Annotated in this window: 20 protein-coding genes and 2 pseudogenes; 16 read left to right on the forward strand and 6 right to left on the reverse strand. The window is 72.2% G+C overall.

The annotated features are described in order from the left end of the window. Nucleotides 1–5: 5 nt before the first annotated feature. The 3 genes from ACFXAE_RS15230 (at nucleotide 6) to ACFXAE_RS15240 (ending at nucleotide 3,265) form a co-directional block, all read left to right on the forward strand. Entirely contained in the window at nucleotides 6–821 is an 816-nt protein-coding gene (locus ACFXAE_RS15230; protein ID WP_384713703.1) for an arylamine N-acetyltransferase, read from the forward strand. Nucleotide 822: 1 nt separating this feature from the next. Then, nucleotides 823–1,854 carry a Gfo/Idh/MocA family protein gene (locus ACFXAE_RS15235; RefSeq protein WP_384713706.1) on the forward strand — a complete coding sequence of 344 codons (1,032 nt, stop codon included), beginning with the start codon at nucleotides 823–825 and terminating at the stop codon, nucleotides 1,852–1,854. Nucleotides 1,855–2,125: 271 nt separating this feature from the next. Then, nucleotides 2,126–3,265: an IS701 family transposase gene (locus ACFXAE_RS15240; RefSeq protein ID WP_384713709.1), complete on the forward strand. Its 1,140-nt coding sequence runs from the start codon at nucleotides 2,126–2,128 to the stop codon at nucleotides 3,263–3,265. Between the two features lie 124 nt (nucleotides 3,266–3,389). Here ACFXAE_RS15240 and ACFXAE_RS15245 read toward each other — a convergent pair whose 3' ends face one another. Then, on the reverse strand, nucleotides 3,390–3,926 hold the full coding sequence (locus tag ACFXAE_RS15245) for a MarR family winged helix-turn-helix transcriptional regulator (RefSeq protein WP_384713712.1): 537 nt from the start codon (nucleotides 3,924–3,926) through the stop codon (nucleotides 3,390–3,392). Nucleotides 3,927–4,439: 513 nt separating this feature from the next. On the opposite strand from ACFXAE_RS15245, the gene ACFXAE_RS15250 reads away from it, so the two are divergent. After that, nucleotides 4,440–6,155, forward strand: coding sequence for a helix-turn-helix domain-containing protein (locus ACFXAE_RS15250; protein WP_384713715.1), 1,716 nt, complete (start codon nucleotides 4,440–4,442; stop codon nucleotides 6,153–6,155). Between the two features lie 150 nt (nucleotides 6,156–6,305). Here ACFXAE_RS15250 and ACFXAE_RS15255 read toward each other — a convergent pair. Next, a pseudogene (locus tag ACFXAE_RS15255) lies at nucleotides 6,306–6,473 on the reverse strand (IS701 family transposase); the annotation flags it as partial. Nucleotides 6,474–6,764: 291 nt separating this feature from the next. On the opposite strand from ACFXAE_RS15255, the pseudogene ACFXAE_RS15260 reads away from it, so the two are divergent. Further along, nucleotides 6,765–7,504 (forward strand): annotated as a pseudogene (locus ACFXAE_RS15260) (Tn3 family transposase); the annotation flags it as partial. Between the two features lie 128 nt (nucleotides 7,505–7,632). Here ACFXAE_RS15260 and ACFXAE_RS15265 read toward each other — a convergent pair. Together ACFXAE_RS15265 and ACFXAE_RS15270 are read right to left on the reverse strand one after the other, a co-directional pair. Next, nucleotides 7,633–8,049 carry an ester cyclase gene (locus ACFXAE_RS15265; protein WP_384713718.1) on the reverse strand — a complete coding sequence of 139 codons (417 nt, stop codon included), beginning with the start codon at nucleotides 8,047–8,049 and terminating at the stop codon, nucleotides 7,633–7,635. A 136-nt stretch (nucleotides 8,050–8,185) separates the two neighbouring features. Next, nucleotides 8,186–8,977: an MBL fold metallo-hydrolase gene (locus ACFXAE_RS15270; protein ID WP_384713721.1), complete on the reverse strand. Its 792-nt coding sequence runs from the start codon at nucleotides 8,975–8,977 to the stop codon at nucleotides 8,186–8,188. A gap of 93 nt (nucleotides 8,978–9,070) precedes the next feature. Between ACFXAE_RS15270 and ACFXAE_RS15275 the strand changes: the two genes are divergently transcribed. From ACFXAE_RS15275 to ACFXAE_RS15290, 4 genes are all read left to right on the forward strand, one after another. Continuing rightward, nucleotides 9,071–9,679, forward strand: coding sequence for an ABATE domain-containing protein (locus tag ACFXAE_RS15275; protein ID WP_384713724.1), 609 nt, complete (start codon nucleotides 9,071–9,073; stop codon nucleotides 9,677–9,679). A 257-nt stretch (nucleotides 9,680–9,936) separates the two neighbouring features. Continuing rightward, entirely contained in the window at nucleotides 9,937–10,962 is a 1,026-nt protein-coding gene (locus ACFXAE_RS15280; protein ID WP_384713727.1) for a recombinase family protein, read from the forward strand. Continuing rightward, nucleotides 10,955–11,305 (forward strand): hypothetical protein, encoded by a 351-nt coding sequence (locus tag ACFXAE_RS15285; protein ID WP_384713730.1) that lies wholly within the window; start codon nucleotides 10,955–10,957, stop codon nucleotides 11,303–11,305. The genes ACFXAE_RS15280 and ACFXAE_RS15285 overlap by 8 nt, the downstream gene beginning before the upstream one ends. Nucleotides 11,306–11,523: 218 nt before the next feature. Then, nucleotides 11,524–12,732 (forward strand): MFS transporter, encoded by a 1,209-nt coding sequence (locus tag ACFXAE_RS15290; protein WP_384713733.1) that lies wholly within the window; start codon nucleotides 11,524–11,526, stop codon nucleotides 12,730–12,732. 131 nt (nucleotides 12,733–12,863) lie between these two features. Here the strand turns inward: ACFXAE_RS15290 and ACFXAE_RS15295 are convergent, their stop codons facing one another. Together ACFXAE_RS15295 and ACFXAE_RS15300 are read right to left on the reverse strand one after the other, a co-directional pair. After that, nucleotides 12,864–16,112 carry a tetratricopeptide repeat protein gene (locus ACFXAE_RS15295; RefSeq protein ID WP_384713736.1) on the reverse strand — a complete coding sequence of 1,083 codons (3,249 nt, stop codon included), beginning with the start codon at nucleotides 16,110–16,112 and terminating at the stop codon, nucleotides 12,864–12,866. 146 nt (nucleotides 16,113–16,258) lie between these two features. Then, nucleotides 16,259–16,732 (reverse strand): hypothetical protein, encoded by a 474-nt coding sequence (locus ACFXAE_RS15300; protein ID WP_384713739.1) that lies wholly within the window; start codon nucleotides 16,730–16,732, stop codon nucleotides 16,259–16,261. A 494-nt stretch (nucleotides 16,733–17,226) separates the two neighbouring features. On the opposite strand from ACFXAE_RS15300, the gene ACFXAE_RS15305 reads away from it, so the two are divergent. From ACFXAE_RS15305 to ACFXAE_RS15335, 7 genes are all read left to right on the forward strand, one after another. Continuing rightward, on the forward strand, nucleotides 17,227–17,889 hold the full coding sequence (locus tag ACFXAE_RS15305; RefSeq protein WP_384713742.1) for an urease subunit gamma: 663 nt from the start codon (nucleotides 17,227–17,229) through the stop codon (nucleotides 17,887–17,889). Further along, nucleotides 17,873–19,717, forward strand: coding sequence for an urease subunit alpha (locus ACFXAE_RS15310; RefSeq protein WP_384713745.1), 1,845 nt, complete (start codon nucleotides 17,873–17,875; stop codon nucleotides 19,715–19,717). The genes ACFXAE_RS15305 and ACFXAE_RS15310 overlap by 17 nt, the downstream gene beginning before the upstream one ends. A gap of 48 nt (nucleotides 19,718–19,765) precedes the next feature. Next, a complete protein-coding gene (locus ACFXAE_RS15315) occupies nucleotides 19,766–20,440 on the forward strand; it encodes an urease accessory protein UreF (protein WP_384713748.1) in 675 nt (224 codons plus the stop codon). Nucleotides 20,441–20,471: 31 nt separating this feature from the next. Continuing rightward, nucleotides 20,472–21,167, forward strand: coding sequence for an urease accessory protein UreG (gene ureG, locus ACFXAE_RS15320; protein WP_384713751.1), 696 nt, complete (start codon nucleotides 20,472–20,474; stop codon nucleotides 21,165–21,167). Further along, complete coding sequence (locus ACFXAE_RS15325; protein ID WP_384713754.1) at nucleotides 21,164–21,994, forward strand: urease accessory protein UreD; 831 nt, start codon at nucleotides 21,164–21,166, stop codon at nucleotides 21,992–21,994. The genes ureG and ACFXAE_RS15325 overlap by 4 nt, the downstream gene beginning before the upstream one ends. A 312-nt stretch (nucleotides 21,995–22,306) precedes the next feature. Beyond that, on the forward strand, nucleotides 22,307–23,722 hold the full coding sequence (locus ACFXAE_RS15330) for a Cys-Gln thioester bond-forming surface protein (RefSeq protein ID WP_384713757.1): 1,416 nt from the start codon (nucleotides 22,307–22,309) through the stop codon (nucleotides 23,720–23,722). Between the two features lie 692 nt (nucleotides 23,723–24,414). Then, the gene (locus ACFXAE_RS15335; protein ID WP_384713760.1) at nucleotides 24,415–25,428 is read left to right on the forward strand and encodes a DUF6183 family protein; all 1,014 of its coding nucleotides are present in this window, start codon (nucleotides 24,415–24,417) and stop codon (nucleotides 25,426–25,428) included. Nucleotides 25,429–25,456 lie beyond the last annotated feature (28 nt).

A 25,456-nucleotide genomic window follows, 5' to 3' on the forward strand; every position in this document is an offset into this window, starting at 1 on the left:
GCGAGATGAGCAAGACCGAGACGAGCGGCTTCGTGTTCGACGTCGACGCGTACCTCGAGCGGATCGGGGCGGAGCGCCCCGCCACGGTGGACTACGAGTCCCTGTGTTACCTGATGGAACGTCATGTGATGACGGTCCCCTTCGAGACGCTCGACCTGATCCTGAAGAATTTCCCCAGCGTCCAGGACGAGCCCTTGTACGACAAGATCGTCAACAAGCGCCGGGGCGGCGGCTGCGGGGAGCTGAACTCCGCGTTCGCGCTGCTGCTGCGCCACCTGGGCTACCCGGTGACGCTGCTGGGCGCCCGCATCCTGCACAACGGCAAGCACGCCTTCCACGGCCAGTACCACGGCCACCTGGTGCTGCGGGTCGAACTCGACCAGCCCTACCTGGTCGACGTCGGCTTCCGCTGGGCCGCCCGCAAGCCGCTGAAGCTGCGCGAGCCGGGCGTGCAGAGCGATCCGCACGGCGAGTACCGGCTGGCCTTCACCGCGGACGGCGACGTGGAGATGATCCACGACGGCGTGCTGCGCTGGCGTGCGGAGATGCACCCGCGCGAGCTGGAGGACTTCGACGCCGCGCTGTGGTACCTGTGGTCGTCGCCGAACGCCCCCGCCACCACCCAGTTGTGGGCGTCCATCGTGACACCGGCCGGCCGGACCTCCATGTTCAACCGGGTCCTGACCGAGTACGAGAACGGCCGGCGCGTGTCGTCCCGGGTCCTCGACGACGACGCCGAGTTCCTCTCCACGTTCGAGAAGCTGTACGGCATCAAGCTGGACGAGGTCCCCGACCTGCCGGCCACCACCGAAGGAGTCTGAAGTGAACAGAGTGCGCTGGGGACTGCTGGTCACCGGGGGCTACGCCAACGTCGCCGTCGCGGCGAACGCCAAGTCGGAGACCACGGAGTTCGTGGCCGTCGCGACCGGGGACGCCGAGGAGGCGCGCGAGTACGCCGCGAGCCACGGCATCCCGCGCAGCTTCGGCTCCTTCGACGAGCTGCTCGCCTGCGAGGACATCGACGCGGTGTTCGTCGCCCTGCACCCCGTGGACCACGTGGAGTGGGCCGTCAAGGCGCTGCGGGCCGGCAAGCACGTCCTGTGCGAGAAGCCGCTGGGGCTCTCGGTCGCGGATGTGGAGCGCGTCTTCGACGAGGCCGAGGCGGCGGGCCGCGCGTGCATCGAGGGCGTGATGTTCCGTCACCACCCGCAGATCCGGCTGGCCCAGCGGCTGGTGGACGAGGGCCGCATCGGTGACCTGATGTACGTCTACGCCGCCTGCACCGCCGCCGTGCCGCCGGACTACTTCCGCCGCGACCGCGCGCTCGGCGGTGGCGCCCTGCTCGACCTGGGCGTCTTCGCGCTCAGCGCGATCCGTTGCTTCGCCGGTGAGCCCGTACGCGTGTACGCCGAGGAGATGCGGCGCGGTCCCGGGGCGGCCGACCACGGCTTCACGGCGAGCCTGCGCCTGCCGGGCGACGTGCTCGGCCAGTTCGTGGTGGGCCAGGACATCGCCCGGGGCGACTTCCTGCACGTCGTGGGAACCAAGGGCCGGGTGGTGGTGCGGCAGCCGTGGTTCGGCGGCACGGACCCCGTCGAGCTGGACATCCAGGGTCCGGTGCCGATGCTGGAGTCGCAGAAGGAGTACTTCCCGGTGGACCCGGACGGCGTCCACCGGCTCGACGAGATGTTCCACATCTCCCGCATCCAGTTCGACGAGGTGTCCACGGCGATCGCGACGGGCACGGAGCTGCCGTTCGGCCGCCGCGAGGCGGTCGCGCAGGCGCGGGCCGTGGCCGCGCTGCTGGAGTCCGGCGCGACGGCGCAGCCCGTGGAGCTCGCCCGGACCATGTGACCCACGCCCCCCGAGCCGGCCACGGCGGCCGCCCCGCCGCCGTGGCCGGCCCCGTGCTGTCCGGGCCCGTCCGCGGCCGGAAGTGAGAAAGTGGGCTCCGCCCACACGGGCGGGGCAAAGGGGTGTTCGGAATACCTTGCCGAATAGGTGATCGAACGGCGACTGTGGAGGTGTCGGAGAACGGCTCCATCAACCAACGGGGGATTCGATGGGTACAGGGGCACTCCTATCCGGAACTTCACCTGAAGAACTTCATTCCGCAACTTCTGACGTGTGGTGGGACGACGGCACGCTCACGGAATTGGGAGCGGCGCTCTTCGCGACACTGCCGCGCAGCGATCAGCGCCGAAAAGGGGTCGAGTACCTGCGCGGACTGCTGGGTGTACGCGGCCGGCGTTCGATACGGAACATCGCCGCGCTGCTGGGCGGCTCGGCCACCGAGCAGAGCCTGCACCACTTCGTGTGCGGCTCCACCTGGGACTGGGCGCCGGTGCGCCGTGCCCTGGCCCGGCACCTGGTCGGCTCCGCCCCGCCGCTCGCCTGGGTGGCGCAGCCCATGGTCATCCCGAAGGCGGGGGAGAACTCCGTCGGCGTGGACCGGCAGTACGTCCCCGAGATGGGCCGGGTGATCAACGCCCAGCGCGCGATGGGGGTCTGGGCGGTGTCCGAGCACACCAGCGTCCCGGTGAACTGGCGGCTGTACCTCTCGTCCTCCTGGACGGGCGACAGCGTGCGGCGCCGGCAGGCGTCGATCCCGGACGATCTCGGCCCGCGCAGCATGGGCGACATGACGATCGACGCGTGCCTGGAGACGGCACGCGAGTGGGGCATGCCGTCGCGGCCGGTGGTCCTGGACGCGCGCAACATGGACATGCCGACCCTGGTGCGCCGGTTCGGCGACGCGGGGGTGTCCTTCCTGGCCCGTGTCAACAGCGCCTATCCGCTGGCCGTGACGGACCCGCTGCGGCTGGGCCGGGCATCGGGCGTGCAGCCTGCGGGCCGGCTCATGGCGGCCGACCGGGAGGCGCCGCGACCGGTGGTGTGGCGGGAGTCCGGGGCCACCTCGAGCACCCTGCACACCAGCGTCGTCTCCCTGCTGGGAGTGCGTCTCCCGCACACCGTGCCGGGTGACCCGGCGGCCCATGACCTGTGCCTGGTCGGAATCGGCAGTGGTCCCCGCCGACGCGTCGGGCAGCTCTGGCTCACCAATATGACGGAAGTCTCACTGCCCGCCCTGGCGAGCGGCAGCAGGCTCCCGTCCCGCACGGAGCGCGACTTCCGCCAGACGGCCGACCGGCTCGGCATCCGGGACTTCGCCGGCCGCTCCTACGGGGGCTGGCACCGTCACGTCACCCTCGCCTCGGCGGCCCACGCGGTGTCCGTCCTGGGGGACGTGGCCAAGCGGCCGTGACCGTGGGGGCCCGGCCCTGACGGCGCCCGGCCCCCTTCCTTCGGGGGCGGCGTCCCCCGTGGTGCCGGCCACGGGGGACGCGCTCGCGTGCCCGCGCGCCCTCAGGGCCGGAGTCCGGCTCGCCTCACAGGGCCCTGAGCCGGACGACGGCGTCCTCCGTCGCCGCGACCGCGCCCTCGAAGTACTCGCCGATCGTCTCCAGGGCCTCCGTGGGATAGCGGAGGGCCATCGCCATGATGCCCTCGACCAGGGGACGGAAGACCTCGGCGACCTTGGCGCTCTTCTCGGTGGGGACGATGATGACCTTGCGCCGGTCCGGGGCGCCCCGCTCGCGGCGGACGTACCCCTGGGACTCCAGCCGGTCGACCACACCCGTGATCGCTCCGGTGGTGAGGCCGGTGACCTTGGCCAGGTCACCGGGAGTGAGGACCAGCTCGCCCGGGAGGCCACGCATGTAGGTCAGGATCCAGGCGTCCGTCGGATGGATGTCCAGGTTCTTGGCGACCGCGCTGTTCAGCGAGATGCTGGTCAGCCCGAACTCCCGGGCCGCGGTCAGGGCCCGCTGCAGCGCGGCGTTGCGGCGGGGGTCGTCGCCGCCCTGGCCGGCTCGCACGTGGTAACCGTCCGTGTTCCCCGCCCCCTTGGGTTTCGTACTTGACATGAGTCCTCGCGCTTTTCTAGCATCAAATTGGCTTAGTGACCGAGATAATTCTCGACTGAGATGCCTTGTAGGGAAGGTACCCTCGCGGGGGAGGGTTGGGGAAGTCGTGCGGGGGAGGACGGGAAGCTGTAGGGAGCACGCACTTCGCGCCGAGCGGCCGCAGCCGGCCCCCGCGGCACCGTGCGGGAGCACACCCGGAGCCGGACCCGCTCCGGCACCGCGCGAGCGCGGCACCTCCAGAGGCTGAGTTCCGACGATGAAAGGCGAAAGCGTACTGGCTTCTTGCTCGTCTTCACCGCAGAGAAGAGCCGTTTTCCATCGCCCTGGAGAGTGATGTCTCAGAAAAGCGACGAGCAGCCCGCTGATTTTCCCCGACCGGGACTGTTCGCTGAGAACGACCCCCCTGGTGAATTAGAAGAATCCTTTTCCCGGACCCGGCCGAACCGCACCGGTTCGCCGAGTGCGGAGGCGCTGGGCAGAGCCCGTCAGTACGCTTTCCATTTTCAGGAGCGCATGTCGCACAGGGTGTCCCGGAAGGAACAGCCGCTTCTCCTCATGGACGCGGTCCGCGACATCGCGGAACAGAAATGCCTCGATTCCCTGCTCACCACCATCGTGCGGCGCACCCGGACCCTGCTGCGTGCCGACATCGGCGTGATCACCCTCTACGGCGAGGGCACGGCCGTACAGCTGGTCCATGACGGTCTGACGTCCCCGGTCGGCGACCTGCGGGTGTCCGGCGTCCGCCCGGGCGAGAGCCACCGCTGCGACACCCGGGTCCGGGGCGGGGACTGCGCGGGGGACGAGAAGTTCCGGCACGACGAGCTGGCCGACCGCATCCTGGCGCGGGAAGGCGTGCGGGCCGTCATGGCCCGCCCCCTCACCACCCGGGAGGGAACCATCGGCCTGCTGCTGTGCGCGGACCGTGAGGCCCGCTCCTACGCGGCCGAGGACATCTCCCTCCTGTCCTTCCTCGCCGACTACGCGGCCCCTACCATCGAACGCTTCCGCGCCCTCGACGAGGCCAGGAGCCGGACCGCGCGTGTGACCTCCGAGTGCGACCGGCTGCGCACCCGCCTCCACTCCGAGCAGCGGGCCGCACGCGCCGGCCGCCGTATGTACGACCTCGTGCTCGCGGGAGCGGACGCCCGCGCCGTCGTCGGCGAACTGGCGAGTGCGCTCTCCGCGTCGGTGGCCCTGTGCGACGAGAACGACCGCACCGTCGCCGTCTCGGGCGACGTTCCGGTGGACGGCGACGAACTCACCGACGCCGTACTGGAGGCCCGGGCCGAGAACAGGACCGTGCGCGTGGGTGAGAACATCACCGTGCTGCCCGTGCACGCCGGCGGCGAGGACCTGGGCGCGCTGATCGTCGATGCCCACCGGCCGTTCACGGAGCCGAGCCACGACGTGGCCGCCCGGGCCGCCCAGGCCGCGGCCTTCCTGGCCCTGGTCAACCGCAGCGCCGCGTCGATCAGCGGCCAGGCCCGGGACGAGACCCTCGACGCCCTGCTGGACCAGCCCGGACGCGATCCGCAACGCATCGCACAGCTGACCCAGCGCCTGGGTATGGACCTCACCCAGCCCCATGTCGTGGTCGTCGCCCACGCCGAGGGCGCCCAGCGCGGCAGGCTCATGGCCTGGGCCTCCCCGTACGTGGTGCGGCGGGGCGGGGCGAAGACCATGCGCGAGGGGTGCCTGGTCCTGCTGCTGCCCGGGGACGACCCGGGTGTCGCGGCACGCAACGTCTCCCGCCGCCTCGGCCAGGTGCTCGACTGCCCCGTGACCGCGGGCGGAGCCCTGGCCGACGGCGGACAGAACGCGGTGGCCCACGGGTACGGGCAGGCCAGGCGGTGCGTCGAGGCGCTGACGAGCATGGACCGGCACGGCGCCACGGCGACCGTGGAGGAACTCGGCTTCGTCGGCATGCTCCTCGGCGGCAGCCGGGACGTGGGCGGCTTCATCGAGCAGGCCCTCGGCCCGGTCCTCCACTACGACAGGGAACGCTCCACCGAACTGGCCGGCACGCTGGAGGCGTACTTCGCCGCCGGCAGCAGTCCCACCTACGCCGCGGAGGCCCTCCAGGTCCACCCCAACACGGTCTTCAGGCGGCTGGAGCGGATCGCCCAGCTCCTGGGCCCCGACTGGCAGGAACCGGCACGCGCGCTCGAGGTGCAGCTCGCGCTGCGGCTGCAGCGGGTGAGCAACTCCCTGCCCGACGCCCGCTGACCCGGCCCGCCGCGGTGGCCCCCACCGCGGCGGCGTCCGGCGGCGGGCGGCTCACCGGCCCGCGGCGGCGGGCGGCTCACCGGTCCGCGGTTCGTCGCCGGCCCGCGGCGAAGCGCCTGCACGGGTCGGCCCACGCGGGAGCGTCCGCACGCTGATCGTCCAGCAGTTCTCGCGCGGTAGGTCCGACAGCAGACCCAGCACCGACCGGCCGGCTCGCAGGCGAGGTCCGTACCTGGCGACCCGGCTCGCGACCCGGCCCATGGCCACCTCGAATGCTTCCCGCCATCGGGCGGGATCCGTGCTGTGACCTGCGGTCACCGTCTCATCGTCAGTCCACACGACTCATGATGACCAACGGTGGCCGCACCCGTCTTCGTCTGAGCTGGGCGATCAATCTTCGCTGTCACGAGAGAGCCAGTGGACGAGCCTTCGATGGCACGTGCTCAAGGTGCGCTGTCTCCGAACGCCCAACGGCAAGATCACGGTCTACAGCTGGAGTGGCCGGGATGCGTGCCAAAGGGGCAACGAGATGATCTTGAAGCCCTGAGCTGCTCGGATCTACGTGCCGCGGGGTCGTGAGAAAGATCAACTTGAACTGTCCACATAAACAGCGACATCGTGTTCGGGATCTTCAAGATCCTGGGCTACAACTTCAGCCCCGCTTCAAGGACCTGGACGACCAGCGGTTCCGGCGGGCGACGATGCCCGGGGTGGAGACGGGCACGTACGGGGTGCTGGAGCCGCTCGCCCGCAACCGCGTCAACCTGAAGAAGATCGAGACGTGGTGGCCGGACATGCTCCGGGTCGCGGGCTCCCTGGTCACCAACCAGGCCCGCGCCTACGACCTGCTGCGGATGTTCGGCCGCGAGGGCCGCCCCACGCCGCTGGGACAGGCGTTCGCCGAGTACGGGCGGATCGCCAAGACCGAGCACCTGATGCGAATGGTCGACCCCGTCGACGACACCTACCGCAGGCAGATGAACCGCCAGCTCACCGTGCAGGAGTCCCGCCACAAGCTGGCCCGCGACGTGTGCCACGGCAAGCGCGGCACCATCCACCAGGCGTACCGCGACGGCATGGAGGACCAGCTCGGCGCGCTCTGCCTGGTCCTCAACGCCATCGTGCTCTGGACCACGAAGTACATCGACGCCGCCGTCGCCCAGCTCCGCGCCGAGGGCCACGAGCTGCGGGACGAGGACATCGCCCGGCTCTCTCCGCTCAAGCACCGCAACCTCAACGTGCTCGGCCGCTACGGCTTCACCGCCTCCACCCCGGCCGTCGGCGCCCTGCGCCCGCTGCGCGACCCGGACGCGGCCGGGCTCGGGCTGGATGAGGACGACGAGGAGTAGAGGAGCTTTCGGCGTCTCCCGCCGGGGCCCGGATCGCTGTCTGGGTGGGAGCGTTTCGTTCCAGGCGGGTGCCGTCGGTGGGCGGCGGTGGAGAGGTGCAGGGTGTGGCCCTGTCGAGGCCCGTGTCGTCAGGCGGCGGAACCGGCCGTGAGCTGGTCCATGATGTCGGCCAGGTTGTAGTGGGCCCGCTTCTCGATGATCTTCCCGTCCTTGAACGTGAACAGGTTGAACATGGAAAACCGTACATGCGCTCCGCGTGGGGGGATGTTGTAGTAGTCGCCGCCCTGGTCTCCTTCGACCACGACGTAGGCGCCGACCTTGTCGGCTTCGGCGACGGTGTCGAGGACCGTCAGGCGGTTGCCGGGGAAGGCGTCGAGGTGCTTCTTCTCCGCGTCGATGAACCCTGCGGCGCCGGGCCGGGGGCTGTCGATCTGGGGGTAGAAGACGAAGTCCGGGTGGAACATGCCGGTGAGCGTGTCGTAGTCGCCCTGCTGAAGGGCCTGGTAGAAGCGATGCGCGAGGTCGGCATTGGTTCCGGTGGACATGTGAGGTGGTCCTTCTCTGTCGTTCTGGCACGGCGCAGGCGACGCCGCGAGGGATTGCTCCCAGGGGGGGCGGGGCTCGGCGTGTGGGAGCCCCGCCCCCGGCACGAGGTCTCGGTTCGTGAGCTGTCATACGGGCTCAGGCGCGCTGCACCCAGTCCTGGTCCAGGCGGTCGGTCAGGCCCGCGGCGGCGAAGGCCGCCTCCAGGGCGTCGCGGCCCTCGGTGAAGTGGGACCAGCTGTCGTGGTGGACCGGGACGACGCGGCGGGCGTCGAGAATCCGGGTGGCCTCGGCGGCCTGGGCGCTGTCCAGGACGATCAGGTTGCCGTCGAAGAGCATGGGGAAGCGGGGTGCTCCGGCGAACAGGAGGGCGGTGTCGATCGGGGCGAAGCGCTCGGCGATCTCCCTGACCGCGTCGAGCGAGGCGTTGTCGCCGCTGACGTAGACCGTCGGCAGGCCCTCGCCCGTCAGGACGAAGCCGACGACCTGGCCGGCGAAGGGCTCGACCTCCTCACGCGCGCCGGGGCCGTGGATGGCGGGGACCCCGGTCACCGTGATGGTGCCGCCGCCCGGACGCTCCAGTTCGACCGTCTCCCAGTCGGCCAGGCCCGTGGCCTTCGCCCCGAGGCGCTTGCCGCCGTCGGGTGTGGTGAGAGTGAGGGGGACGTCGGCGAGCAGGGCGCGGCCGGAGGTGTCGAGGTTGTCGGCGTGCTCGTCGTGGGAGAGCAGGACCACGTCGATGGGGCCGAGCTCGGCGGGTGCGGTGGTGGACGGGGCGGTCTTGACCAGGGTCGGGCCGCCGGGCGCGGGGTAGTCGCCGGGGCCGTCGAAGGTCGGGTCGGTCAGGAAGCGCAGGCCGCCGTACTCGAACAGGGCGGTCGGACCGCCGAACGTGCGGACCGGGAACTGGTTGGCGCTGAGCTGGGACATCACATCTCCGTTTCTCACGAAAAAAACCTGCTGTTAACGTGATGCCAGGCTAGGCGGGTGTCACGGAAAAATGCAAGCGCTACCATGAGAGGCATGGACGACACCCTGGCCACCGACGTGGCACCGACCGCTCTGCCCCCGGCCCCGGGTGCCGACCGGTACCGCTCCCTGGACTTCGCCGACACCGCCGCCACCCTGCCCGCCGGCCAGAGCTACGACCTGCTCGCCGCCCCGGAATCCGCCATGCGCTGGCTCGCCGCTCACAACCTGACCACCCCGGACGTGCAGCTGTACGAGGTGTGCGCACAGCGGATGCGCACCCTGCGCGGACACGTCCGGGCCCTGTTCGCCGCGCGCGTGGACGGCGCGCCCCCGCCCGAGGAATCCCTGCACGCGGTGAACGAGGCCCTCACGGCCGTGCCCACCGCCCCCCTCCTCGCCTGGGACGGGGCCCAGGGGCTGCGCCGCGTTCAGGCGCACCCCACCGACCAGGCCGTCAACCACGCACTGGCGACCCTCGCCGCCGACGCCGCCGACCTGCTCACCGGTCCCGACGCCGGCATCCTCGCCGCCTGCGGCTCCGCCCCCTGCGACCGGTTCCTCCTGCGCACCCACGGCCGACGCCACTGGTGCTCCACACGCTGCGGCGACCGTGTCCGTGCCGCCCGCGCCTACGCCCGGCGCAGCGGCGCCTCGGACTGACGCATCACCCCCAGGCCCTCTTGCGGACCGCCCGGTGGCCACGCGAAACACCTTCAGCAGGCTGCTTCCGGTTGTCGACCGGCAGCCGGGCGCTTGATCACTGAAGATCACCGCTCCGACTCGGGCTCTCTCACAAACGTTCATCTGTGAGAGTTCTGCGAGAGCCCTCGAGGTGATCGGGTTTCCGCAGGTCGCCGTTCGCAAAAGTCCTCTCGAAACCCGCATGTTGTGCGAGGTGCTCCTGAGAGACTTCCCGGATGGATCTCACGCCCGATCGGGCCGCATTGGCGGTGGAACGTCACGACTGCCCGAACCGTGACGCGCCCGCCGGCTCCGCGTGCCGCACCCGAGGCGGGAAGACCGCCGCGAAGTACCACACCCCGCGCTTCGTCCTCGTCCCGGCGCTGCGCGAGGAACTGGAGATCCTCGTCCCCGCTGACCGCCACCCCGGCCGCGCATGGACTCCAGGGACTCCAGGCCCCGCGCTCGCCGCCGTGCCCGCGCCCCGCACCGAGAGCCCGGTCCGTATCGGCTGCGCCAGGACGTCGACCGCCCGCCAGGAACTGGCGAGCCGGCTCGAAGCCCTCCGCCGGGCCCAGTGCCACAAGGTCTTCAAGGAGCGGATCAGCACCCGCGTCAAGGTCCGGCCCGAGCTGGAGGCGGCGCTCGCCCTGGCCCACCAGTTCAAGGAGGCCGCCCCCGAGACGCCCGTCATCCTCACCGTCCACGAGCTCAAGCGCCTCGCCAGGAACGCGGCCGAGCTGATGACGCTGTCCTCCGAGCTCCGGGCCGGCGGCATCCAGCTCGAACTCCTCACCGGCCCGCTCACCGGCATCTACGACCCCAACGGCATGGGCGCGATGTTCTTCGCCGTGCTCGCCGTCGCCGGGCAGATCGAGCGCAACTACATCCGGGAGAAGACCCTCGAAGGCCAGGCCGTCGTCGCCGCCAAGGGCAACCACGGCGGCCGGCCGAAGGTCATCGGCGACGACATGCTCACCTTCGCCGTCGCGCTCAAGGACAAGGGCGTCCCCGTCCCCGAGATCGTCAAGGAGCTCACCATCAAGACCGGCAAGAACGCGGGCAAGTTTCCCTCGGTGGCCTCGCTCTACCGGGCGGTCGCGGAAGCCGAAGCCGCCGCGGCCGACGACGGCCTGCCCCTGCGCCCCAAGCCCGTACGGATCCGCCGCCCCGGAGAGCCGCTCACCGCCGAGGAGGTCGAGCTGCGCGACCGCCTCCAGGCCCAGTCCCACCCGGACGCCGAAGGCGCCCGCCGTGGATGACCTCGCCACCGTCCGCGCGCAGGAGTACGCCAAGACCTACGACACCCTGCTCGAAGCCGCCGCCCGGCTCGACATGCTTCGGCGCCTGGAGGGCGGCAGCGTCGACCCCCACGCCACCGCGGCCATGAACGCGGTCCGGTTCGCCGCCACCATCCTGTGGCCGGCGGTCCCCGGCGTCCCGCCGCCCGGCTACCGCCACGACAGCGAATACCTGCTCCAGCTCGCCGCCAACTGGCGCGAGGCCGCGCTCGAACTCGGCGAGTTCGCACCCCAGCGCCCCGCCCTGCGACTCGTCTCCGCCGGCGAACCCGACGAGGAACATCCGATCGGAAACCGGCGCTGAGCCGTCGGCTACCCCCGGAAGGCGGTCACGCCGCCATGATCATTCTCAGCGCCAACCGCTGTACCGATGTTCCCCGAGGCCGTGGTAGCCGCAGGCGGTGCCGGGGATCGTGGTGGTGCCCCCGCCGGGACCGCCGCTTCACGGCCGGCCGAAGGTGGCGCGTACGGTCGTACGCGCCAGGAGCGTACGACCGTACGCTCTGACTGTATGCTCCACGCATGACTGTCGACGTACTGCAGCAGCCCACCCGGGCCGACCGGCGGGCCCGGGCGGCCGTGGCCGTGCTGTTCCTCACCAACGGGGCCCTGTTCGCCAATCTGCTGCCGCGGTATCCGCAGATCAAGGCCGATCTCGGAATCGGGAACGCCGCCTACGGGCTGGCCGTCGCGGCGTTCCCGGCGGGCGCGATAGCCGCCGGCCTGGCGGCGGGGGTGCTCGTCCGCCGGCTCGGCTCGGCGCGGGTCGCGGTGATCGGCACCCTGCTGACCGGCGCGGGAGTCCTCACCGCGGGCCTGGCCGGCTCGGTGGCCGTGTTCGCGGCGGCACTGTTCCTGGCCGGCGCCATGGACGCCATCACGGACGTCGCGCAGAACGCCCACGGACTGCGGGTGCAGCGCCGCTACGGACGTTCCATCATCAACTCCTTCCACGCCATCTGGTCCATCGGCGCCGTCACCGGAGGGGCCATGGCGGCCGGAGCGATCGCACTGGACCTGTCCCGGGGGCAGCACCTGCTCGTCTCGGGTGTGGTGTTCGGGATCGCCGCCTGCGTCGCCCTGCGCCACTGCCTGCCCGGGCCCGACACCGAGCCGGCCGAGGAGGAGGGAGCCGCGGGCGACGGTCCGCGGCAGGAGCGGAACGCGACGACCTCCAGGCGCACCGGGTACGTGCTGGCGGCTCTCGTCCTCATCGCCACCGCCGGCACGCTCGTCGAGGACGCGGGCAACTCCTGGGCCGCGCTGTACCTCGCCGACTCCTTGAACGCGTCGGTGACACTGGCCGCCTGCGGATTCATCGCCCTGGTCGGAGCACAGTTCGTCGGCCGCCTGATCGGTGACCGGCTCGTGGACCGGTTCGGCCAGCGGCGGGTGGCCCGCGCCGGCGGGGCCGTCGCCGCGGCCGGCATGGGCCTGGCGCTGGCCGTCCCCACGGTGCCGGGGACGGTCCTCGGCTTCGCCGCCGCGGGATTCGGCGTGGCGACCCTCGTTCCCGCGGCGATGCACGAGGCCGACGAACTGCCCGGCCTCAAGCCAGGATCGGGACTCACCATCGTCTCCTGGCTCATGCGCCTGGGCTTCCTGTGCTCCCCGCCCGTCGTCGGACTCGTCGCCGACACGGCCGGCCTGCGCACGGGCCTGCTCGTGGTACCCCTCGCCGGACTCCTCGTCATCCTGTTCGCCGGGGTACTGCGGCCCCGGCAACGCTGAGACGCCGGGCCGACGGCACCGGGCCAAAACGGCTCCGGGCACACGGAACCCACGACGGCCCGGCTCGCGCCTCCGGCAGGCCCGTTCGAGCGGACCGCGGTGGGACAGGCCGCCGGGCTCCGCGGGCGGGATCACCCGGCGGTGGGCGTCGCGCGGCCGGAGCGCTCGGCTTTCGCGTACTGGTCCAGCAGCTTGTTGTACGTGGCGGACGGGAGTGCCGAGCCGCTTCGGCGCAGGGCGTCCCGGAAGGCTCGGGTGGCCTCGGTGACGTGGTGGCCGGGGCCCAGGACGCGCAGGCAGTCGTCGAGGAGCGCGGCGAAGACGACGAGGCCGTCGGCCGGGGCGCGGTCGCGCCGGGCCCGCACCTCGGCCAGGCAGCCGCGGGTCATCAGCGAGCCGAAGTGGTCGGGGCCCCAGATCCGCAAGGCCACCGACAGCAGGTCCTCGTACGCGGTGACCGACCCGGCGAAGTCTCCGCTGTCCGCGAGCAGCCCGGCGTAGGTGGCGCGGACAGGAAGGGTCTCGACATGGTCGGGCGGCATGAGCCGCTGGTAGTCGCGGAGCAGATCGCGGCACTCCTCGGCCGCCCTGGCCGGGTCGCCCGCCTCCGCCCGGCAGTCGAGCAGGCTGCGACGCATGTCGAGGGTACGCGGATGGTCGGCGCCCAGGACGCGCGTATGGTCCGCGGTCAGTTCCTGGTAGACCGGGATCATCGTGTCCGCCCCCGCGTCCTCGGAGCGGCAGCCGGCAAGGTCACTGCGCAGCCGGAGGGTGTCCGGGTGGTCCGGGCCCAGCACGTGGCCGTGCACGGTGATCAGGTCCTCGTATGCCGCGAGGGCCGCGGCCGTGTCGCCCGCTGCGTGCAGCTTCTGGGCGAGCAGCCTGCGGGTGCGCATGGTCTCCGGATGGTGCGGGCCCAGTACCCGGGCCATGTCTTCCTGCAGTTCGCGCAGGTCGGCGACCGCCTTGGAGCGGTCGCCCGCCTCGCCGCGCCAGTCGGCCAGCCCCACGCGGGTTGTCAGGGTGAGGGGATGCTCGGGGCCCAGGGCCCGCCGGCAGTCGGCGAGCAGCGCGGCGAACGCCTCGGCTGTCCGGCCCGGGTCACCGATCACGCCCTTGATGTCCAGGAGGAAACGGCGTGACTCCAGTACTGAGGAGTGGTCGGGACCCCAGACGGAGCGCAGAGCGGCGATCATCTCCTCGAGGGCCTCGGCGGCGGCGACCGGATCGCTCTCCGCGAGGCCGTGCTGCCACATCCGGAAGGCGCCGCGGTAGCCGATGACGAAGGGGTGGCCGGGCCCGAGCATCTGCTCCAGCAAGCGGGCCGACTCGTCCATGCCGGACGGTGCCGCGGTGGTGTCTCCCGCCTGGTCGCGCAGCAGCCCCAGGGTGTAGCGGGCACGGGAGACGTCGAAGTGGTGGGCGCCCAGGATCCGCACGGCGTCGTCGATCATGTCCGCCAGCTCGGCGGCGGCCCCGGCCGGATCTCCGGCGGCGGCACGCCACTCGGCCAGCTCGTGCCGCACCGCCAGGGTGCGGTGGTCGTCGCGGCCGAACGCCGTCAGGTGTTCGGCCAGCAGTTCCCCGAACCGATCGCGGGCCCCGACGGGGTCGCCCGCCTCACCCCGCAGGCGCGCGAGCTGTATGCGTGCGTCCCGGGTTGTGTCGTCAAGGGGCCCGAGGCGCGTTCGGCAGTCGCCGAGCAGTTCCTCGTACAGGGCGGTGGCGCGCGGCGCGTCTCCCCTGTCGCGGTGCAGGGAGGCGATCCGGGAGCGGACCGAGAGGGTGCGGTGGTGGTGCGGGCCATGGACGCGGCGGTGGTCGACGAGCAGTTCTTCGTAGTCGGCCAGCGCACCGGCCAGGTCGCCCCCGACGAGCCGGGCATAGGCGAGCTCGCCGCGGGCGTCGAAGGTGGCGAAGTCGTACGGCCCGAGCAGGCGGGCGCAGTCCGCGGCCAGCTCCGTGTACGCCGCCACGGCCTCCGCGGGGCGTGCGGTGAGCCACAGGAAACGGAGGGAGTTGCTGCGGCAGGCGATGGTGCGGGGGTGGCCGGTGCCGTACTTTCGCGCGGACGTGGCCGCGAGCTGCCGGTAGTGGTCCATCGATGCCTGGTAAAGCCCGGCACGGCCGAGGCTCTGGCCGGTCCGGAGCAGGACCTCGTGCACATCGCGGTCCGACCACAGCAGGTGCTCGTCATGGGACCGCAGCGCCTCGGTGTTGGCGCGGAGCCGTTGGCCGGTGGCGAAGTCACGTTCCGTCTCCGGCCACGCCTGGAGCAGGGCGTCGGCCGCCGCCCGGACGGTCCGGGCCAGCAGCTCCGGCGGGAGCTGCTCGCGCACACTGCGCTGCACCAGCCCGTGGACCTGAACGGCCTGGCCTGGCGTGTAGGTGACCAGGCTGAGCCGGTGCAGGGCGCGCAGCGCGCCTGCGGCGTCCTCGGCCGTCGCGGGGACCGGTCGCCGGGTACCGGAGGTGCGGTGGCCGGTGAGGTGGGTGAGGGCGGGTCGGCCGGTCAGGACATCGGCGGGGATGCCGTTGGGGTCGAGCACCGCGGCGAGCCGGAGCATGGGGCGGGCCAGGCCGGCGGGGCGGAGCCGGTCGGCGTGTTCGATGGAGAGGGACCAGGTGGCCGCCACCGTGACGGCCTGGTCGTCGGGCAGGGCGCCGGGTTCGGGGAGCAGGTCGGCCAGTGTCCCGAGCCGGTCGGCCAGCAGCCGGCGGTAGCGGGCGCAGGTGACGTCGGTGTCGATGATGTAGGCGGCGGCCTGGGCCAGGGCGAGGGGCAGGTGTCCCAGGTCGGCGGCGAGGCTGTCGATCTGGTCGGTGGGCTCGTGGCGGTCGTGCGCGGCGAGTACGGCGGCGACGTAGGCGGCGGCGTCCTGGGGGGTGAACAGGCCCACGGGCACCAGGCGTCGGCCGGCGCCGGTCAGGGCGGCCTCGCGGCGGCGCGTGGTGACCAGGACACGGCCGTGCGGGCTGGCGGGCGGCCACCAGCCGCGTATGTCGGCCGGATCCGTGACGTCGTCCAGTACGACCAGCCACCGGCACGGCTTCTGGCCGGCCTTCGGCTCCAGCCAGGCCAGGAACGCCCGCGCCGCCTGCTCGGGGCCGCCGGGGTCGGCGCCGAGGACCTCCACACCGGCCTGCGCGTAACCGGTCGTGATCGCCGAGCGGCTGCTCGCGTTGATCCACACCAGTACGTCGACCCCGCCGCTGTCCCAGGCGGTACGGGCGTAATCGGCGGCCAGCTGTGTCTTGCCCACCCCGCCGGTCCCGGTCAGCACCTGGCTGAGCACCGCGGTGCCCCCGCTGTCGACCGCCGCCCGCAACCGGTCGACCTCGGCCCGGTGCTGGAACGACAGGGCGCGCGGCGGGATCACACCGACCTGGTGCGGCCAGGCGGCCGGTGCGCGGGGCGCGGCGTGGTGGTGGACCTGCCCGGCGTAGCCGACGGCGATACCGCCGTGGTCGGCGAAGGCGCTGCCGAAGTGGTGAGCCGGCGCGGCCGAGGCGGTACCGGGTGCGCTCAGTCCTGGTGCGAACCCGGCCGGGAAGGGTTTCCCAGCGTCACGTTCCCCATGGTCACAGCGGCGGCGGACCCGTGGTCGGCCTGGACGCGCACGTCCCCGCCCACGGCCAGACCGCTCTGGCCGGCCGACACACCGCTGGGGGAGGCCTGTCGGGCCATCAGGGTGCGCAGCTCATCCACGACCCGGGCCCGCTCGACGTCCTCCAGGCTTTCCAGCAGGGTCTCGATCCGGCCCTGCCACACGGCCTCCTGACGGACGCGCGTCCGCTCCGCCTCGGCCGGCCGCGCCGCCTCCAGCTCGTTCGCGGTCTGATCGAGGCGCTCCAGCTCGGCGTGCTCACGCTGCGCGTCCCCCCGGCCGAACCAACGGGCCACCTGCCGGCGCATCTCCGTCCACGCGTCCGTACCCGCGGCCTGCACCACCGCAGTGCCTCCCGCCGCAGCCAGCGCGGCCATGGCCTCCGACAGCATCCTCGCCCTTCCCCTCCCGCTGAGAGATCAGTCCGGAACCGGGGCACGCACCACACCCGTGCCTCCAGCACATCACTCCATCAGACACGTGCCGCCGTTGTCTCAGGTTCCGTCAAGAGAGCGGCCGTGGCACGGGGCCGAGGACCGTACCCGGGGTGAGATTCAGCCGGGCGTCCGCGCCGGGGTCCACTCGCCGGTACGGGCGGACGCGAGCCCGGAACAGCGAGGTCGGGCCGCGTCGGCCGGCGGGTGTGAGGAGACCGGCTCACTCCGGGCGGTGACGCGGGCGGCGGCGCGATCGGGGCGGGGGCGGTCGGCGCGTCCGCCGCCGCGCCCTCGCACCACCCGTGCCCCCGGTTCATCCCATCAGGCAGTACGGGCCGTTCTCGCTGTGCCGGGACCTCTTCTTCTCCCAGGATCGACATGCGGCGGACGCAGTCGTTCCGGTGCGCCGCGCGGTCCGGGTGGAGTGACGGAACAGGAGAGGGGACGGCATGCATCTGACCCCGCACGAGCAGGAGCGCCTGCTGGTCCATGTGGCGGCGGACGTCGCCCGGCGGCGCCGTGAGCGCGGGCTGCCGCTGAATTATCCCGAGGTGATGGCGCTGTTGACGGCGCACGTCTACGAGGAGGCGCGGGCCGGGGCGACGGTCGACTCGGTGATGGAGTCCGGGCGCCGTGTGCTGCGGCGCGACGAGGTCATGGACGGTGTACCGGAGATGATCACCAACGTCCAAGTCGAGGCGACGTTCCCGGACGGGACGAAGCTGGTGACCATCCACGACCCGTTCGACGAGGCGGACACCGAGGTGGACGTCCACCCGGGGAAGCGGGAGCTGCTGCCGGACGAGGACGAGTACCGGGTGGCGTTCAACGAGGGCGTCACGCCCGTGCCGTTGGAGGTGTCCAATCCCGCGGACCGTCCGGTCCAGGTGGGCTCCCACTTCCACTTCGCCGAGGTCAACGAGGGCCTGGACTTCGACCGCGAGGACGCCCACGGGATGCGGCTGCACATCGCCTCCGGCACCTCCGAACGGTTCGAGCCCGGCGACGCGCGCACCGTGATGCTGGTGCCCGTCGCGGGGGAGCGGATCGTCCGGGGGCTCCAGGCCGACAAGAGCGAAGAGGAGGAGCACCTCGATGCCCGACAGGACTGAGGACGAGAACGCGAAGCCCTGGGAGCCGCTGTCACGCTCCCGCTACGCCGACCTGTACGGGCCGACCACCGGGGACCGGGTCCGGCTCGCCGACACCGGCCTCCGGCTGAGGATCGACGCGGACTGGTGCGGCGGACCGGGCCGCAGCGGCGACGAGATGGTCTTCGGCGGCGGCAAGGTGATCCGCGAGTCCATGGGGCAGTCGCACATCCCGCGCGACGACCCGCGCGAGCCGGTGGACACGGTGATCACCGGGGCGCTGATCCTGGACCACTGGGGTGTGGTGAAGGCCGACGTCGGACTGCGCGACGGCCGGATCCGGGCGATCGGCAAGGCGTACAACCCGGAGACCATGACGCCGCCCGACAACGACGACCCGCGCGCGTCGGCCTTCGTCGTGGGGCCCGAGACGGAGGTGATCTCCGGCCAGGGGCGCATCCTGACCGCCGGCGGCGTCGACACGCACGTGCACTTCCTGTGCCCCGGCCAGATCCACGAGGCCCTCGCGTCGGGCGTGACCACCCTGATCGGCGGCGGCACCGGCCCCGCCGAGGGCAGTACGGCCACCACCGTGACGCCCGGCACGTGGCACATCCAGCGGATGTTCGAGGCGCTCGACGCCTTCCCGGTCAACATCGGCCTGCTCGCCAAGGGCAGCACCGTCTCCGGGAAGGCGCTGCACGACCAGGTCGCGGCCGGTGCCCTCGGCTTCAAGATCCACGAGGACTGGGGCGCGACCCCGGCGGTGATCGACGCGGCCCTGACGGTGTGCGAGGAGACCGGGGTCCAGGTCGCCCTGCACGCCGACTCCCTGAACGAGTCCGGCTTCGTGCAGCACACCTTCGCCGCGACCAAGAAGAACCGCAGGACCAAGGACGCCAAGTACCGCGGCCTGCACATCTTCCACATCGAGGGCGCCGGCGGCGGTCACGCCCCCGACATGATCAGCCTCGCGAGCAAGCCGAACGTACTGCCCGCGTCGACCAACCCCACCCGGCCCTTCACCGTCAACACCGTGAAGGAACACGTCGACATGATGATCGTCTGCCACCACCTCAACCCGGAGGTCGAGGCGGACATGGCGTTCGCCGACTCCCGGATCCGGCCCTCCACCATGGCCGCCGAGGACCTGCTGCACGACATGGGCGCCATCTCGATGATGTCCTCCGACGCCCAGGCCATGGGCCGCATCGGCGAGATGATCCTGCGGACCTGGCAGACCGCGCACGTCATGAAGTCCCGCTACGGACACCTGCGCGAGGACGACGCCGACGCGGACAACTTCCGGGCCCGGCGCTACATCGCCAAGTACACCATCAACCCCGCCGTCACCCACGGCATCGACCACGAGGTCGGTTCCGTCGAGGACGGCAAACTCGCCGACCTGGTCCTGTGGGAGCCGAAGTTCTTCGGCGTGAAACCCCACATGGTCATCAAGGGCGGCCAGATCGCCTACGCGCAGATCGGCGACGCCAACGCCTCCATCCCCACCCCGCAGCCCTATCTGCCGCGCCCGGTCTGGGGGTTCCAGGGCCGCGCCCCGGGGGCGAACTCCTTCAACTTCGTCGCCGAGGCCGCCCTCGACGGCGAACTCTCCCGGGCCGGACTGCTCAAGCCACTGCGCGCGATCCGCTCCACCCGGGGCGTCACCAAGGCCGACATGGTGCACAACAACGGCCTCCCGGAGATCGACATCGACCCCGACACCTTCGACGTCACCATCGGCGGCGCCACCACCTCCGACGTCCGCACCCGCGTCGACGGACAGGAGATCGGACGGAACTACGCGACGGAACTGCCCATGGCCCAGCGGTACTTCCTGTTCTGACCCCCGGCCGGGGCCGGCCGGCCCCGGCCCTCATCCGAAAGGCGGGCCATGAGCCGCACCGCCCTGCTCCTCCTGGCCGACGGACGCTTCCCCGCCGGCGGGCACGCCCACTCCGGCGGGATGGAGGCCGCCGTCGCCTCCGGAAGCGTGCACGACGCGGCCGGCCTGGAGGCGTTCTGCCGCGGGCGGCTGCACACCGCCGGGCTGACCGCCGCCGCTCTCGCCGCCGCGGCCGCCACCGGACACGACGCCCTCGCCCTGGACGAGGCCGCCGACACCCGCACCCCGGCACCGGCCCTGCGCCGCGTCGCACGCCGCCTCGGCCGGCAACTGATGCGCGCCGCCCGCGCCACCTGGCCCGGTGCCGAACTCGACCACCTCGCCCGCCACCGCCCCCAGGGCGCCCACCAGCCGGTCGTCCTCGGCGTCACGGCCCGCGTCGCCGGACTCACCCCGCTCGACGCCGCCCACGCCGCCGCCTACGAGAGCGTCGGCGGCCCGGCGACCGCGGCGGTACGCCTGCTGAGCCTCGACCCGTTCGAGGCCACCGCGGTACTGGCACGGCTCGCCGGCGAGTGCGACACCGTCGCCGGTGCCGCGGCCGGCGCGGCGGAGCGCGTGGCCGCCGAGGGCGTCACCGTCCTGCCCGCCGCGTCCGCCCCGCTGCTGGACATCACCGGCGAGCAGCACGCCGCCCGGCCCGTCCGCCTCTTCGCCTCCTGACCCCTCTCCACCACACCGACCTGGAGCCCCCGTGCATCTGGACCATCCCGTGACCCTGCCGCACCGCCACACCCACAGCGCCGACCCACGGCGCCCGGACGGCAGCCGCCGCGCCCTGCGGATCGGCTTCGGCGGGCCGGTCGGCTCGGGCAAGACCGCGACCGTGGCGGCGCTGTGCCGCGTCCTGCGGGACCGGCTGTCCCTCGCCGTGGTCACCAACGACATCTACACCCAGGAGGACGCCGCCTTCCTGCGCCGCGAGGCCGTACTGCCACCGGAGCGCATCACCGCCGTGGAGACCGGCGCCTGCCCGCACACCGCCATCCGCGACGACATCTCCGCCAACCTCGAAGCGGTCGAGCAGCTCGAACAGGCCCTGCACCCGCTGGACCTGATCCTCATCGAGTCCGGGGGAGACAACCTCACCGCGACCTTCTCCCGCGGACTCGTCGACACCCAGGTCTTCGTCATCGACGTGGCCAGCGGCGACGACATCCCGCGCAAGGGCGGCCCCGGCATCACCACCGCCGACCTCCTCGTGGTCAACAAGACCGACCTGGCGCCGTACGTGGGGGCCGACCTGGACACCATGAGGGCCGACACCCGCAGGCAGCGGGGGGACCTGCCGTACGCGTTCACCAGCCTGACCGCGGCCGACGGCATCCGCCCGGTCGCCGACTGGGTCACCGGGCGCCTCGCCGCCTGGCACGCCGGGGCCGCCAGGTGACGGCCGCCGCCCAGGCACCCGCCGGGGACCTCCCGGCGCCCCGCGCCCACCCCACCGGCGTCCGCGCCACCGCCCGGCTGCGGGCCACCCACAACGGCCGCGCCACGACACTCCCCCTCCTGCACAGCGACGGCCCCTTCCACCTGCGCCGGCTGCGGCCCCGCGGGGAGCGGGCACGGGTCTGCGTGCTCGGCGCGATGAGCGCACCGCTCGGCGGAGACAGACTCGGACTCGACGTCACCGTCGAGGCGCGCGCCCGGCTGGAGGTGACCGCGTCCGCCGCCACCATCGCCCTGCGCGGCCCCACCACGGACCCCGCCACCTACGACGTACGGCTCACCGTCGGCGAGCACGCGTCGCTGCACTGGCTGCCCCAGCCGCTGATCAGCGCGCGGGGCAGCACCCTGCACCAGACGTACGAGGTGGACCTCGCCCAAACCTCCCGGCTCCTGCTGCGCGAGGAGCAACTCCTCGGACGTACCGCCGAACCGTCGGGCCACCTGTCCACCCGTCTGACCGTACGATGCGACGGCCGCCCGGTCCTCGACCAGCACACCGTCTACGGGGCCCCGGCCCCGGCGTGGGACGGACCCGCCGTACTGGGCGGCCACCGGGCGACCGGTCAGCTCCTCCTCGTCGCCCCCGAGCCGGTGCCGCTCCCGGAGCCCGTCCTCCTCGGCGACCCGGAACGGGGACAGTGCGTTCTGGCGCCCCTCGCCGACGGCACGGCGCTCCTCGCCACCGCCGTCGCCCCGAACCCGTCCCGGCTCCGCGTCCTCCTCGACGCCGCGCTCGCACACGTGTCCGGCGCGACGACGTCGCCGTGAGGACGGGACGCGGTCCGCGTCCGCCCCCTACCGGACGGTAAGTGTGCAGACTTTCCAGGCCGGTTGTGAAGATTGGATGGATGAGGACACTCCGGTCGTCGGAGGTAACGGTTCCGATTCGGAATGATCGGCCGACGTCAGGAGCGAGGTCCCGGAGCGCTTCCGTCCCTAGGATCTCCCTGTGCTTTTCCAGCACTTGAGACAACTGGCGTGACTCTTCCAGCACGCATCACGTGTGAACACATCTCGCGTGTCCCGTTGCGGGTCCCGCCGGAGGGGAAATCTGTGTTTGCTCTTCATTCCGCGTTCGCCATGACCGGGCGACGCACCACCGCACGACGTGTCGCCGCAGGGGCGGCCACGGCCGGCCTGCTGACCATGGGCCTCCTCGCCGGTGCGGGTAACGCCGCCGCCGACGAGGGGGACGTCCACCACCAGGGTGGCGCGGTCGCCACTCTCGACGGGCTGAAGACGTACGACTCGGCCCGTCTGGACGTCGGCGACGGCAAGACCAAGAACATCGCCGCCGGCCTGTTCGAGATGAGCGTCGAGGGCAGCGGCAGTCTGCAGTCGTACTGCATCGACATCCACAACCCGACCCAGAACAAGGCGACGTACCTGGAGACCCCCTGGGCCCAGACCTCGCTCGGCGCCAACGAGAACGCCGGCAAGATCCTCTGGATCCTGCAGAACTCGTACCCGCAGGTCGACGACCTGACGGCGCTGGCCCAGAAGTCGGGCGCCGAGGGGCTGACGGCCAAGACCGCGGCGGCCGGCACCCAGGTGGCCATCTGGCGCTTCTCGGACGGGGCGAAGGTCGAGGCCCGCGACGCGCAGGCCGAGAAGCTCGCCGACTGGCTCGAGGCCCAGGCGCAGAACCTCCAGGAGCCGAAGACCTCCCTCACGCTGGAGCCCAACGCGGTCTCCGGCAAGGCCGGCGGCACGCTCGGCCCGGTGACCGTGCGCACCGACGCCGGTCAGGTCTCCGTCGCCGCTTCCGCCGACGCCGCCGGGGCCGGCGTCAAGGTGACCGACAAGAGCGGCAAGGCCGTCACGTCCGCCAGTGACGGCACCGAGCTGTACTTCGACGTTCCCGAGGGCACGGCCGACGGTTCGGCCTCGCTGACGGTCAAGGCGACCACCGAGATCCCGGTCGGCCGTGCGTTCGCGAGCCCCAGCAAGAGCCAGACGCAGATCCTCGCCGGCTCCAGCGAGACCACGGTCACGGCCGACGCGACCGCGAACTGGGCCACCAAGGGCGCCATCCCCTCGGTCACGGCGGAGAAGAACTGCTCCGAGGGCGGCGTCGACGTCACGGCGAGCAACGAGGGCGACGCCCCGTTCACCTTCGAACTCGCGGGCGCCGAGCACACGATCGAGGCGGGCGGCACCAAGACGGTGACCGTCCCGGTCGACGAGGACGCGGCGTACGACTTCACCGTCGAGGGCCCGAACGGCTTCTCGGAGCGTTTCCAGGGCGTCCTGGACTGCAAGACCCAGGGCACCCCGGGCACGGAGACGCCGGGCACCGACGGTGACACCCCGTCCTCCGCGCCCAGCCCGGCCGGCGGCTCCGCCGAGGACACGACCGGCGGCGAGGGCGACCTCGCGAACACCGGCGGCTCCAGCGCCACGCCGGTGATCGCGGGCATCGCGGTGGCCCTGGTGGCCGCGGGCGGCGCGGCGATGTTCTTCCTGCGCAGGAAGAAGGCGGCCGCCGGGGAGTGACCGGCGGCCGACCCGGCGGACGGGCCCGGCACACGCGGTGCGTGTGCCGGGCCCGTCCGTCATGGAGGCCCGTACGGGAGCACGGCGCCGGTGCGCCGGTGGCGGTCCGGTTCGTACGCATGGGACAACGGGAGGGCAGTGTCGCAGGGCGTCCGGTACGTGGCGTTCGGGGAAGGCGGATTTGCCGGTGAGGCCCTCCGAGAGGCATCCCGGGCCGACGGATCACGGATCCACGTACGCGGCGGCTCGTCACTCCGCAGGCGTCCTGGCGGCTGTCTCAGATCGGGTACGCCGTGTGAATATGGCCGTCGCGGATGACGACTTCGACGACACTGGTCTCCCGTCCGCTGCCGTTCACGCCCACGGGTTCGCCGTAGTCGAAGCGATGCAGGTGACTGTCCTGGCCCGCCCCGGCGCGGGGGTTGGGTAGGGCCGGGGTCCCGTCGACGCCCTCTCGGAGCCGCCGGCCCAGGACGAAGTCGTCGCCGTCCCAGAAGAAGTCCTCGTGGACTCGTGAGGTGAGCCACGGCCAAGTGACACCTGGCGACGACGCTTCCGATCGACGACGGTGGGAAGGGTTCGGGCCGACGGAGCTGACGCAGCTGGCCGAGCGGCGGCCGGAGGAACTGTACGAAGCGGCGGAGCGGTTGTGCCGGGGGGCGTCCGGTGAAGAGTTCGGTGGAACCTCGGCGGTGCGGACCGTCGGACGGATCGCCGAGGCCCTCGCCGACACGCGCTCGCGGGACTGTGCCGTGCATGCCGTGGACATCGTGAGCCGGCTGCTGCCCCTGGAGGCAGCGGCCCATGAGGAAAGCGACCGGCTGCGGCGTTCGGTGGCCGCGAGGCTGGTGAAGGCGCAGCATCTGCGGAACCTCGAGCCCTTGTTCGGGGAGTTGCCGGACGACCTTCACGATCCGGCGGCCGAGACGCGGGCCTGTCTCCTCGGGGAACTCGCGCTGACCGGTTCGGGGACCGGCCGGAGCCGTCTGGACGCGTACGCGGAAAGGCTGCGCGAGCTGGGTCATCCGCTGGCCCGGCTGCCCAGGACGCGACTGGACATCGAGCACCGGTTCGCGGTCCGTGTGCGGGGGTTGGGGCCGGTCAAGACCCCGCAGCAGCTCCGGTCGCGTTTCCCGGAGGTTCCCCCGACCGGCAGTGGTGCGGTCGCCGGCCGCGGAGCCTTCGGCACACCTGACGACGAGCGGAGGAAGGCGGCCGCCGGGCCGTTCACGGCCGGCGGGTGGGAACGCGAGCCCGAGGCGCGGTTCTTCACACTGCCGGACCCGCTCGGCCCCGACGACTTCGGCATCTCCTTCATCAAGGAACTGCCCTTGGACTGCCTGGCAGGTGAAGGCGGACACCGGGGCACTGCGCTCGCCTGCGCGACGACACCCGACGACGTGCTCAACGAACTCTTCTCGGCCGCGTACATCGGCGGGGTGAACGGCCGGGGACAGGGCGGCGCGTACGCGCGGCTGTACGCCTGGGAGAGCCTGTACGCGCTGATGGGCCTGTCCGCCGACGTGCCGTTCCTGGAGGCGGTGCGGGGCGCCGCGGATCACCGGTGGGTGCGCTTCATGGCGTTCACGGACTGGTTCCACCACGACACGGCGGACGTGGCTTTCGCCGTGCTCGATCCCACCCGGACCCGGGTCGTCGTGCTGGCGGCGACCGATACCGACACCGACCGGGACGTCCTCGGGTAGCCACGGGAGGACGGTGGTTCTCCGGCAT

This window comes from Streptomyces sp. NPDC059454, from assembly GCF_042749965.1.
Lineage (GTDB): Bacteria > Actinomycetota > Actinomycetes > Streptomycetales > Streptomycetaceae > Streptomyces.